Below are 12132 nucleotides of genomic sequence, written 5' to 3'. Positions count from 1 at the left end.
TTCTGGCATCAGAGCAAAGGCATCGCCAGCCAGCGGGCTCCTACAAGATCAGCGATGCGTCGCGATCGAGCCAGACGGCATCCCAGCAGGGGTAGGCAAACACGCTGTCGGCCAGGCCGGCGCGCACCGGATTGGCGATGATGTATCGCGCAACCACCCTGATGTCCTCCTCGACACGCAACGCATGGTCATGAAAACAGCGATCCCACGGCGGCCCATCCAGCCCGCATGACTCGTGCAGCGCACGCGATGCGCATGCCTTGAACCGATTCATGACCCGGCCCAGCGGTTCATCGCCGAGTTGCAGCGGGCCATGCCAGTGGTCGGGCATCAGCACCCATGCGAGCAGGCAGGAACCCGCCCAGGTCGATGCCGCGTGGATGACCCGACTGGCTGCCCGTGCGTGCGCCGGATCCGCAAAGAGGCACTCACGATGACGGGTCACCGTCGTCAGCAAATACATCTGGCCGGGAATGGACACCCGGCCCTGGCGCAAGGCACGGCGGCCAATGGATGGAAAAGCAGGCATGCGTGCAGACTGCCGTGGACATCGGCAACACACATCATGCGTCAGCATCACCCCCCGTCCGTCAGATCCACCGCACCATGCAGGAGCCCGCTGGCGGGCTCTACGCATCGAGCCGGAGTGATCGACACTGCTACGATGCCAGTTCGCCTCCCGCCGTCGATCCCTTCCATGACCCTCCCCACCGTCGAACACGAAACCGCCGCCCATCCACGCTGCAGCATCATCTGGCTGCACGGCCTCGGCGCGGACGGCAACGACTTCGCGCCGATCGTGCCGCAGCTGGTGGACCCGGCGTGGCCGCCGCTGCGCTTCGTGTTTCCGCATGCGCCGGTGCGGCCGGTGACGATCAACAACGGGATGTCGATGCGCGCGTGGTACGACATCGCGGCGTTCGATCTCGATGCACGCCAGGACGAGGCCGGCATGCGCGCTTCGATCGGCGAGGTGGAAACCCTGATCGAGCGCGAGCGCAGCCGCGGCGTGCCCAGCGAGCGCATCGTGCTGGCCGGATTTTCGCAAGGCGGCGCGATCGCGCTGGCCGCGGGCCTGCGTCATCGAGAGAAGCTGGCGGGCATCATCGCGTTGTCGGCCTATCTGCCGTTGCATGGGGCGCTCGCCGGCGAGCGCGACGCGGCGAACGGGGCCACACCGATTTTCTGGGGCCACGGTATCGCCGATCCGGTAGTGATCCTGCAGCGCGGCGTGGCCTCGCGCGAGCTGTTGCAATCGCTGGGCTATGCGCTGGAATGGCATACCTATCCGATGGGCCACGCCGTGTGCCCGGAGGAGATCGACGACCTGCGCCGCTGGCTGGGCCAGCGGCTGGTCTGACGATGCCCGCGCATGCGGCATACTTGCCCGCATGCGTGAACCCAAGCCCATCGGCGGCCCGCGCGGCCGCGTCGAGCACAGCCCGCTGCCGGACTTCTGCCGGCTGCCGGCGTTGTTCGCGCTGTTCGTGGTCGGCGCGTTGACGGTGACGGTGATGTGGCTGGCACGCGACAACCAGCGCGACTGGCCGGCCTACAGCGTCAGCATGCTGTTCGTGACGTGGCTGGCGCTGGTGATCGCGGTGACCGTGTGCAAACTGCGCCCCTGGCTGCAGCGCCTGCCCGGGCGCCTGCCGTATGCGGGCGTGTGGCTGCTGATCGTGCTGACCGTAAGCTTCGCCAGCGCGATGGCACGCTGGCTCGATGGCTCGCTGCAGATGAACCTGATCCAGAGCAGCCTGCGCGTGTTCGTGCGCGACAACGTGTTGATCGCCGCGCTGCTCGGCGCGGCGATGCTGCGCTACTTCTACGTGCTGGCGCAGTGGCAGGCGCGGCTGGCTGCGGTCACCCGGGCGCAGGTCGAAGCGCTGCAGGCACGCATCCGCCCGCACTTCCTGTTCAACAGCATGAACACGGTGGCCGCGTTGATCCGGGTCGATCCGGCCGCGGCCGAACGCACGGTGGAGGATCTGTCCGAACTGTTCCGCGCCGCGCTGGGCCAGCACGACACCGGCGACGGCACGCTGGGCGAGGAGCTGGCGCTGGTCGAGCGCTACCTGGCGATCGAGCAGCTGCGCCTGGGTGCGCGCCTGCACGTGCGGCGCGAACTGAATGAGCTGCCTGCGGACTTCCCGCTGCCGCGGCTGTTGCTGCAGCCGCTGGTGGAGAACGCCGTGCGCCACGGCGTGCAGCCGCTGCGCGAAGGCGGCGAGGTGATCCTGCGCGGCCGCCGCGAGGGCGATGGCGTACGCATCGAGATCATCAACCCGCTGCCGGCCACGCCGCCCGAACGCGGCAACGGCCACGGGCTGGACAGCGTGCGTCAACGCATCGCGTATCGCTACGGTCCGCTGGCAAGCGTGCAGGCCGGGCCGCAGCAGGATCGCTTCGTGGTGCTGCTGCAGCTGCCCGGAGCCGCGGCGTGATGCGCGTACTGATCGTCGACGACGAACCGCTGGCGCGCGCTCGGCTGGCCGCGCTGCTGGGCGACTGCACGGGAGTGGAGCTTGTCGGCAGCCTCGCCGATGGCGAAGCCGCACTCGGCGCGCTCGGCGAACTGCAGCCGGACGTGCTGCTGCTGGACATCAACATGCCCGGCCTCAGCGGCACCGCCGTGGCGCAGCGACTGGCCGGCCGCACGCGACCGCAGGTGATCTTCTGTACCGCCTACGAAGCACACGCGTTGCAGGCATTCGAACTGGGCGCGGTCGACTACCTGCTCAAACCGGTGCGGCTGGAGCGCCTGCGCGATGCCTTGCAGCGCGCGCAACGCCGCCTTGCCGATGCGCCGCGCGAGCCGACCACGTACCTGCGCGGGCGCCTGCGCGGCGAACAGGTGCGCATCGCCCTGGCCGAAGTGATCTGCCTGCTCGCCGACGAAAAATACGTCGTCGTGCAGCACCGCCGCGGCGAACTGCTGATCGAGGAATCCCTGCGCCAGCTGGAGGAAGCCCACCCCGACCAGCTGATCCGCCTGCACCGCAACTGCCTGGTGCCGCCGCCGCGGCTGCTCGGCATCAAGACCCTTGCCGACGGCCGCGTACTGGCCCGGCTGGACGGCACCGAACTCAGCCCGGAAATCAGCCGGCGCAATTTGCCGGCGGTGAGGAAGCTGTTGCGGCTGGGGTGAGCAGAGGGCTGCGACGGAGCTACACCTCAGGTCCACGCGCGATGCGGTGCAATGGCCCACTCGTCACTCGACCTCGGCTTTGCGGAGACTGCCATGAGCCATGCTTTCAAAGTCGGCGATCACGTGCGCTGGAATTCCGAAGCCGGGCACGTGAGCGGCAGGATCATCAAGGTGCACACGCGCGACACCGACTACAAGGGCCACATGCATCGCTGCAGCGAGGCCGATCCGCAGTACGAGATCAAGAGCGACAAGACCGACCACGTCGCCATGCACAAGGGCGCGGCGCTGCACAAGCTCGACTGAGCGATGGCATCCGTGCCCGCCACTGCCGCGGTGCAGACGGTCTGGACGATCGGCCACTCGACCCGCACGCTGGAGGAATTTCTCGGCCTGCTGGACGAGTACCGCATCGAATCCATCGCCGATGTGCGCCGCTTTCCCGGCTCGCGCCGCTACCCGCATTTCGCCAGCGAGGCGCTGGCCGAAACCCTGCCCGCCCACGGCATCGCGTATCGGTGGTTGCCCGAGCTGGGCGGGCGGCGCAAGGTGCAGCCGGGGTCGCCGAACACGGCGTGGCGCAATGCTTCGTTCCAGGGTTATGCCGATCACCTGGCCAGTCCGGAATTTTCCAGGGGACTGGAGAAACTGCTGGAGCTCGCCGCGGCCCGGCGCACCGCGCTGATGTGCGCCGAAGCCGTGTGGTGGCGTTGCCACCGCTCGCTGATCGCCGATGTATTGAAGCTGCGCGGAATCGAGGTGATCCACATCATCGACGCCACGCATGCGCCGGTGCATCCCTATACCTCACCGGCGCGCATCGTGGACGGCCGGTTGAGCTACGCACCGGCGCAGGCCGAGCTGCTGTAGGCAAAGCCGCCCGGCTCGGCGCTGCTGCTGCACGCCCGGGCCCCGCAAGGGGATGCACGACGCGCGGCTGCCGGCCGGATCGCCAGCCGCTGGGCCCGACCCGCTCCCGGGCTTTCGCCGCGGCCAGGGAACGGGGCGCGCGCCCTACTCCTTCTTGATGGCATGCCCGCCGAATTCGTTGCGCATCGACGACAGCAGCTTGTCGGCGAACGAATCGTCGTCGCGCGAGCGGTAGCGCTCCATCAGTGACAGGGTGATCACCGGGGCGGACACGCTGAGTTCGAGGGCGGCATCGACCGTCCAGCGGCCTTCGCCGGAATCCACGACATACGGCGCGACGCCGTCCATGTTCGGGTTCTTTTCGAGGGCGTCGGTGGTGAGGTCGAGCAGCCACGAGCGCACCACGCTGCCGTAGCGCCAGATCTCGCCGACCTGGTGCAGGTCGAGGCCGAAGTCGCGCTTGTGCTTGAGGATGGAGAAGCCTTCGGCGTAGGCCTGCATCATTCCGTACTCGATGCCGTTGTGGATCATCTTGGTGAAGTGGCCCGAACCGACCGGGCCGACGCGGCCCCAGCCCTGCTCCTTCGCCGGCGCCAGCGTTTCGAAGATCGGCCGCAACGCCTCGACGACCTGCTCGTCGCCGCCGATCATCATGCTGTAGCCCTCCTTCAAGCCCCACACGCCGCCGCTGGTGCCGCAGTCGACGTAGCCCAGGCCGTGCTCGGCGTAGAGCTTCGCGCGGCGCAAGGTGTCCTTGTAGTTGGAGTTGCCGCCGTCGATCACGGTGTCGCCCCTGGCCAGCAGCGGCAGCAGCGCATCGACCGTGTCGTCGGTGATCTTGCCGGACGGCACCATCATCCACAGCACGCGCGGCGCGGGCAGCGCCTTGACCAGCGCGGCCAGCGAATCGACCGCATCGGCGCCAGCGGCCTGCACCGCCTTGCGCGCGTCCGCGCTGGGATCGAAGCCGGTGATCTTGTGGCCGCCCTGCTGCAGGCGTTCCACCATGTTGGCGCCCATCTTGCCGAGGCCGATCATGCCGAGTTCCATAGGGTTTCCTTGTGTGGCGTGGGGAGATTTGTGTCGATCAATTCCACCCATTGTAGGCAGGCCGCGACAAGTGGACGTGATGCGATGCCGGTCGCCGTGCTGTCGGCTCAGCGGTCCAGCCAGCGCTGCAGCCGCGCGCGTACCCGCGGAGTCAGCCGCGTGCGGTTGTACGCATCGGCGGCGCGGCGGATCGCCGCGGCCTGCGTGGGATAGGCGTGGATCACCCGCGCCAGCGTGCGCAGACCCACGCCCGCCACCATCGCCAGGGTGATCTCGTTGATCATGTCGCCGGCATGGCGGGTCACGATGGTGGCGCCGAGGATGTGATCGCTGTGCTCGCGCACGTGGATCTTCACGAAGCCGACCTGCTCGCTGTCGGTCACCGCGCGGTCGATCGCATGCATCGGCACGGTGAAGGTCTTCACCGGAATGCCCTGCTGGTTCGCCTCGCGCACGTACAGGCCGACGTGGGCGATCTCGGGGTCGGTGTACGTGCACCACGGAACCGCCAGCTTGCTCAGCCGCTCGCGCCCGCCGAACAGCGCGTTCTGCAGCGCGATGTGCGCCGACGCGGTGGCGATATCGGTGTACTGCTGTTCGAGGCAGACGTCGCCGGCAGCGTAGATGCGCGGGTTGCTGGTGCACAGATGGTCGTTGACGCGAATGCCGGTGCCGGGTGCGTAGGCGATCCCGGCCGCCTCCAGTTGCAGCCCTTCCACGTTCGCCACGCGGCCCACGCCGGCGAGGATGGCGTCGACCGCGATGGTGTTGCGGTAGTCGTCGCTGACCAGATCGACCAGTCTCTCGCCGTTCTCCACGCGCACGTTGACGACATGGGTATTGAGCCGCACCTCGATGCCGTCGCGGGCGAAGGCGTCGGACAGGATCTGCGCCGCATCACGCTCCTCGCGCGGCAGGAACAGCGGTTGGTTCTGCACGATGGTCGTGCGCGCGCCGAGCCGGCAGAACGCCTGCGCCAGTTCGCAGCCCAGCGGGCCGCCGCCGATCACCAGCAGGCGGCGCGGCAGTTCTGTGAGATTGAACACGTTGGCATTGGTCAGGTAGCCCGCCTCGCGCAGGCCGGGCGTGGGCGGCACCTGCGGGCGCGCGCCGGTGGCGACGATGGCCTTGTCGAAACACAGCCGGATACCGTTGACGGTGAGGCTGTCGGCGCCGCTGAACTGCGCGTTGCCGAAGAACAGGTCGACTCCTTCGTCAGCCAGCCGGCGCACCGAGTCGCCGCCGCTGAGGTGGCTGCGGACGCGCCGCACGCGCTCCATCGCCGCGGCAAAGTCGACCTGGATATCGCCGGGCACGCGGGCGCCGTAGCGCGCGGCGTCGCGCATCTCGGCATACGCGCGCGCGGTGCGGATGAGCGTCTTGGACGGCACGCAGCCGGTGTTGAGGCAGGTGCCGCCGAGCAGATGGCGCTCGACCAGGGCCACCCGCACGCCCAGTGCCGCCGCCGCCTCCGCCGCGGCCAGACCGGCCGAGCCGGCGCCGACGATCAGCAGCTGGTAGCGCCCGGCCGGGGTGGGGTTGTTCCACGCCCGCGGATGCACGTGCGCAAGGCGTTCTTGCTCGTAGCCGTCCTGCGGGGTGGTAACGGTGGCGTCGAAGTGCGGCATCAGGCTGCTCCGTGATGGATGGGCTGCAACAGCCAGCCGCCGCGGAATCCGGCGCGGCGCAGACCATCGGCGAGATACGGGCAACCGCGCATCAGCTGCCACGGGAAACCGCTGCGGTGGTTCTCGATCATCATCAGCACGATGCCCTGGTCCAGCCCGTAGTGGCCGGCAGACACCCACGGCGCGCCGCCAGCTTGCACAAGCGACGGGTTGAACGCGCTGGCGAGGCGGCCGTCGGTGAGGATCTGCGGGTAGCGCCGCAGCATGCAGCGCACGCCCGCCAGGGCGAGCTCGGGCGCGAACGGCAGCGAGGCCAGCACCGCCGGCGCCGACAAGGTGCCGTCGTCCGGCCCGTACGGCACGCCGCGCGCGGCGTAGCCGAACAGATGGCGCTCCTCGTTGGCCGCGTCCTGCCGCTCGTCGCTGGGCCCATCGCAGGCGCTCAGGCCCCAGCCGTTGTCGCCGTAGCCGGCGAAGCCGTGCGGATTGAGCCGCGCATACTTGCGCTGGATCAGCACGGCGCGCCGGCTGTTTTCGAAATAGTCCGAACGCTTCTCGCGCATGAAGGCATCGCGGATGCCGCGGAAGTCGACCCACGCATGCGAGAAGTGATGCACGAACAACGGGCCGCCATACAGGAAGTCGGTGCCGTAGAGGTTTTCCCACTGATAGGTGGAGGTCCATGCGTGGTAGCAGTCGCCGGTGATCGGATGGGTCGGCGAACCCATCGCCAGCGCATACAGCACGATCGCCTCGCTGTAACCCTCCCAGCCGTAATCCAGGAAACCGCACTCGGGTTTCCAGCCCTGGCGGATGGTGTCGCCGCCGTCCTGCGCCCAGCACCAGTCGACCCGCCGGTACAGCACATCGGCGATGCGGCGCAGCTCGATCTCGTCGGGCGTGTCGTCGCCGAAGAAGCTTGCCGCAGTGAGCGCACCGGCGATCAGCAGCGCGGTGTCGATCATCGACAGCTCCGACTGCCACACGCGGGCGCCGCTATGGATGTCCAGAAAGTGATAGTAGAAACCACGAAAGCCGGTGGCCTGCGGCGTGCCGCTCTGGTCGCTGTCGAGGAAGAAGCGCAAGGCGGCGAGGCTGTGGCGCAACGCGTCGGCGCGGCTCATCCAGCCACGCGTCACACCCACCGGATAGGCCGACAGCGCAAAGCCGACCACGGCGATGCTGACCGGCGAATTCGCGCGGGAGGTGTCGGGCACCAGCCCGTTGTGCGGATCGACCCACTGCGCGAAATAGTCGAAGGCCGCGCGCTGCATGCCGTCCAGCCAGGTGTCGTCCGCGGGTGTCGCACTAGATGTCATGCCGTGGGATCCGATTGTCCGTGCAGTCGTTCAACGGTGATGCGCGGAACGCATCGAGCCTGTGCAGCTTGCATCGGCGCGCGTGAAATTAACGGAGCGTAGTCGCGCCTTTCATGCCGCATCGCCTTTCATCGAGGGCTGCGCGTGCCTCATGCCACCCGATCGACGATCACGCTGCAGGTTCTTGCGCCGATCCATCCCAAGGAAAACCCTCCATGCCCAGCCGCCCGTTGCCCAGCGCCAGCAGCACGCCCACCATGCATTGGCTATCCAACGGCGATTACGCGGTGGCGCTGGCAGACAGCGGCTCCGGCTACAGCCGGTGGCGCGACCTGGCGGTCACCCGTTGGCGCGAGGATCCCACGGTCGACGGCTGGGGCAGCTATGTGCTGCTGCGCGACGAGGACGGCGGTGCGCCGTGGTCGGCCAGTCGGCAGCCATACGGCCACCACACTCCGGACGATGCGGTCGATTTCAGCCCTGGCCGCGCCAGCTTCAGCCGCCGCCACCTCAGCGTGCACAGCGTGCTCGACATCGCCGTGGCCTGCACCGGCGACACCGAGCTGCGCCGGTTGACGTTGAGCAATCACGGCGACCGCACGCGCTCGCTGTCGGTGACCACGTATGCGGAGCTGGTGCTGGGAGCGATCGGCGCGGACAACGCGCATCCCGCGTTCTCCAAGATGTTCGTGCAGACCGAATGGGACGCGCCGGGCGCCATGCTGCTGGCCACCCGCCGCCAGCGCGACAGCAGCGAGCCGGCGATCTGGGCAGCGCAGGCGCTGCGGGTGCACGGGCCCTCCGTCGACGCCGGGACCGCGTGCGATTTCGAGACCGACCGCGCCCGCTTTCTCGGCCGCGGCCGTGGCTTGCGCGACGCGCTGGCGATGCAGCCGGGCGCCACCTTGTCGCGCAGCAGCGGCTGCGTGCTCGACCCGATCTTCAGCCTGCGCCAATCCGTGACGCTGGACCCGGGCGCCAGCATCACGCTGCTGCTGTGGACGCGGCTGGCCGACACCCGCGAGGGTGCGCTGGCGCTTGCCGCGCAGCTGGACGACCCGGCCATCGCCGACCGGCTGTTCGCCGATGCCGCAGCGTACGCCGAGGCCGCGCAGCAGCACGCCGGCATCGACGCGGTGCAGGCCGCGTGCTTTACCCGCTGGATGAGTGCGCTGATCAGCAGCGATGCCAGTCAGCGCGCCGCCCCCGACGTGCTGGCGCGCGGCCGCGGCGGCCCGCCCACGCTGTGGGCGGCGGGTATTTCCGGCGATCGCCCGATCATGCTGCTGCGGCTCGATGACCGCTCCCGGCTGGCCCGCGTGCAGGACGTGCTGCGTGCGCAGAGTCATTGGCGCAGTCAGCGGCTGGCGGTCGACGTGGTGCTGTTGAACGGCGCCGACGGCGCGGCGGGCGATGCGCTGCACGACTTGCTGGCGCCGTTGGCCGGCGCGCAGCAGGCGCAGCTGAAGGCCGGCGAGCAGTTGCCCAAGGCGGAACTGTTCGCGCTGCGCGAGCAGGCGATCCCGGAGGACTTGCGCAATGGCCTGCTCACCGCCGCACGCGTGCTGCTCGATCTCGCGGCGACGACGCATGCCGCGAGCGCGCCGGCCGCCGCACCGCTCACCCCGATGGCACCGCCGCCCGGCAGCGCGCCGGTCCCCGTCGCGGCCAGGGCCACCGCGGCGGCAGCGGAGTTCGCCAACGGCTACGGCGGCTTCACCGACGCTGGCCGCGCCTATGAAATCCATCTCGACGGGGATCGCCGACCGCCGGCGCCCTGGGTGAACGTGATCGCGAATCCCGCGTTCGGCTTTGTCGTGTCGGCCGAGGGCGGTGGCTATGCGTGGTCGCTGAACAGCCAGCAGAATCCGCTGACGCCGTGGCCGAACGACCCGGTCAGCGACAGCCCGCACGAGGTGCTGTATCTGCGCGACGAGGATAACGGCGTGTTGTGGAGCGCCACCGCATCGCCGATACGGGTGGCCGGTGCGAAGTACGTGGCCACCCATGGCAAGGGCTGGAGCCGCTTCGCCAGTACCGCGCACGGTATCGAGCTGGAGCTGCTGCAGTGCGTCCCGGTCCGCGATTCGCTCAAGCTGTCGCGGCTGCGCCTGCGCAATCGTTCCAGCCGTCCGCGCCACCTGTCGGTCACCGGCTATGTCGAATGGGCGCTGGGCGCCAACGGCACCACGCCTGCGCCGTACGTGGCCACCGAGCGGGATGCGATGACCGGCGCGTTGTTCGCGCGCAATCGCTGGCGTGCCGATTTCGGCGAACGCGTGGCCTTCATCGACCTGGCCGGCACGCAGCACTCGATGAGTGGCGATCGGGCCGGTTTCCTCGGTCCGCTCGGCAGCGTGGCGCAACCGGCGGCACTGCGCGACGGCGCGCCGTTGAACGGTCGGCTCGGCGCCGGGCTCGATCCTTGCGGTGCGTTGCAGACGCGCATCGCGCTGCCGCCGAATACGCAGGTGGACATCGTCTTCATGCTCGGCGATGCCGCCGACGCAGCGACGGCGCAAGCCCTGATCGGCCAGTACCGCGCCACCGGCATCGACGCGGTGCTGGCCGAGCTGGCGGCCCAGTGGAACGGCATGCTGGATACCGTGCAGGTACGCACGCCGGACCGCGCGATGGACATCCTGCTCAACGACTGGCTGCTGTACCAGGTCACCAGTTGCCGGCTGTGGGCACGCACGGCGTACTACCAGGCCAGTGGCGCGTACGGATTCCGCGATCAACTGCAGGATGTGATGGCGCTGTGCGTGAGCCGGCCCGACCTCGCCCGCGCGCATCTGTTGCGCGCCGCCGGCCGCCAGTTCGCGGAAGGCGACGTGCAGCACTGGTGGCTGCCGCCTCGCGGCCAGGGCATCCGCACCCGGATCAGCGACGACCGCAACTGGCTGGTCTATGTCGCCATGCACTACGTGCGGGTGACCGGCGACACCGCGGTGCTGGACCAGGTGCTGCCGTTCCTCGCCGGCCCGCCGATCCCCGACGGCGCCACCGATGCATTCTTTCAGCCGTCCATCTCCGGGCAGCAAGCCACCGTCTACGAGCACTGCGCGCTCGCGCTGGAGGTCAGCCTCACTCGTGGCGCACACGGCCTGCCCCTGATCGGCACCGGCGACTGGAACGACGGCATGAACGCGGTTGGCGCGCAGGGCCGCGGCGAGAGCAGCTGGCTCGGCTGGTTCCTGCTAGGCACGATCGCCATGCTGGCGCCGCTCGCCGAACGGCGCGGCGAAAACGCACGCGCGCAACGCTGGCGCGGCTACGCCGATCAGCTGCGCCAGGCGCTGGAGCGAGCCTGGGACGGCGAATGGTATCGCCGTGGCTACTACGACGACGGCACGCCGCTGGGCTCGCACGAGAGCAACGAATGCCGCATCGACACGATCGCGCAATCGTGGAGCGTGATGTCGGGCGCCGCCGATCCCTTGCATGCCGCGCGGGCGATGGCTTCGGTGGACCGCCTGCTGATCGATCACCCGAATGCGATCGCGCGCCTGTTCACCCCGCCGTTCGACCATCCCGAAGAGAATCCGGGCTACATCAAGGGCTATCCGCCGGGCGTGCGCGAGAACGGCGGCCAGTACACGCATGGTGCGATCTGGTCGATCTTCGCCTGGGCCGGCCTCGGCGACGGGGACCGCGCCGGCGGCCTGTTCGACCTGCTCAACCCGATCCATCACAGCGCCGATGCCGCCGCGGTGGAGCGCTACAAGGTCGAGCCCTACGTCGCCTGCGCGGACGTCTATTCGGTGGCGCCGCACGTCGGCCGCGGCGGCTGGACCTGGTACACCGGCTCGGCCGCCTGGCTGTATCGCGCCGGACTGGAGGCCGTGCTCGGCTTCCACCTGCAGGGCGATACCTTGCGCATCGACCCGTGCATCCCGAAGCACTGGCCCGGCTTTCAGCTCACCTACCGCCATCGCCGCCAGCAGCGGCTCACCTGCTACGAGGTCAGCGTGGAGAACCCGCACGGGGTCTGCCGTGGCGTGGCGAACATCGATATGGACGGCCAGGCGCTGGACGCTTCCGCGGCGGTGAGGCTGCCGGACGACGGGCTGACGCACCGCTTGCGCATCAGGCTGGGCTGAACCCCGGGCAGCAG

10 protein-coding genes are annotated in these 12132 nt (G+C 69.2%); 6 read left to right on the top strand and 4 right to left on the bottom strand.

Going from position 1 to position 12132, the window contains the following annotated elements; all coding sequences use genetic code 11:
- Positions 1–40: 40 nt before the first annotated feature.
- A complete protein-coding gene (locus tag ACFPME_RS05700) occupies positions 41–529 on the bottom strand; it encodes an REP-associated tyrosine transposase (RefSeq protein ID WP_417715022.1) in 489 nt (162 codons plus the stop codon).
- Positions 530–697: 168 nt separating this feature from the next.
- Between ACFPME_RS05700 and ACFPME_RS05695 the strand changes: the two genes are divergently transcribed.
- The 5 genes from ACFPME_RS05695 (at position 698) to ACFPME_RS05675 (ending at position 4018) form a co-directional block, all read left to right on the top strand.
- Positions 698–1360 carry an alpha/beta hydrolase gene (locus ACFPME_RS05695; RefSeq protein ID WP_377302995.1) on the top strand — a complete coding sequence of 221 codons (663 nt, stop codon included), beginning with the start codon at positions 698–700 and terminating at the stop codon, positions 1358–1360.
- 31 nt (positions 1361–1391) lie between these two features.
- Positions 1392–2444: a sensor histidine kinase gene (locus ACFPME_RS05690; protein WP_377302993.1), complete on the top strand. Its 1053-nt coding sequence runs from the start codon at positions 1392–1394 to the stop codon at positions 2442–2444.
- Complete coding sequence (locus ACFPME_RS05685) at positions 2444–3148, top strand: LytR/AlgR family response regulator transcription factor (RefSeq protein WP_377302991.1); 705 nt, start codon at positions 2444–2446, stop codon at positions 3146–3148. The genes ACFPME_RS05690 and ACFPME_RS05685 overlap by 1 nt, the downstream gene beginning before the upstream one ends.
- 93 nt (positions 3149–3241) lie before the next feature.
- On the top strand, positions 3242–3454 hold the full coding sequence (locus ACFPME_RS05680; RefSeq protein WP_377302989.1) for a hypervirulence associated TUDOR domain-containing protein: 213 nt from the start codon (positions 3242–3244) through the stop codon (positions 3452–3454).
- 3 nt (positions 3455–3457) lie between these two features.
- Positions 3458–4018: a DUF488 domain-containing protein gene (locus ACFPME_RS05675; RefSeq protein ID WP_377302987.1), complete on the top strand. Its 561-nt coding sequence runs from the start codon at positions 3458–3460 to the stop codon at positions 4016–4018.
- Between the two features lie 144 nt (positions 4019–4162).
- On the opposite strand, the gene gnd is transcribed toward ACFPME_RS05675, so the two are convergent.
- From gnd to ACFPME_RS05660, 3 genes are all read right to left on the bottom strand, one after another.
- Positions 4163–5068, bottom strand: a complete 906-nt coding sequence (gnd, locus tag ACFPME_RS05670) for a phosphogluconate dehydrogenase (NAD(+)-dependent, decarboxylating) (protein ID WP_377302985.1) — start codon at positions 5066–5068, stop codon at positions 4163–4165.
- Between the two features lie 107 nt (positions 5069–5175).
- Positions 5176–6696 carry a mercuric reductase gene (locus ACFPME_RS05665; protein WP_377302983.1) on the bottom strand — a complete coding sequence of 507 codons (1521 nt, stop codon included), beginning with the start codon at positions 6694–6696 and terminating at the stop codon, positions 5176–5178.
- A complete protein-coding gene (locus ACFPME_RS05660; RefSeq protein WP_377302981.1) occupies positions 6696–8015 on the bottom strand; it encodes a glucoamylase family protein in 1320 nt (439 codons plus the stop codon). The genes ACFPME_RS05665 and ACFPME_RS05660 overlap by 1 nt, the downstream gene beginning before the upstream one ends.
- Before the next feature lie 215 nt (positions 8016–8230).
- On the opposite strand from ACFPME_RS05660, the gene ACFPME_RS05655 reads away from it, so the two are divergent.
- A complete protein-coding gene (locus ACFPME_RS05655) occupies positions 8231–12118 on the top strand; it encodes a GH36-type glycosyl hydrolase domain-containing protein (protein ID WP_377302979.1) in 3888 nt (1295 codons plus the stop codon).
- Positions 12119–12132: the final 14 nt, after the last annotated feature.

This window comes from Rhodanobacter umsongensis (assembly GCF_042654965.1).
In the GTDB taxonomy this organism is placed as follows: Bacteria; Pseudomonadota; Gammaproteobacteria; order Xanthomonadales; family Rhodanobacteraceae; genus Rhodanobacter; species Rhodanobacter umsongensis.
This window is presented reverse-complemented; position numbering and strand designations above follow the sequence as displayed.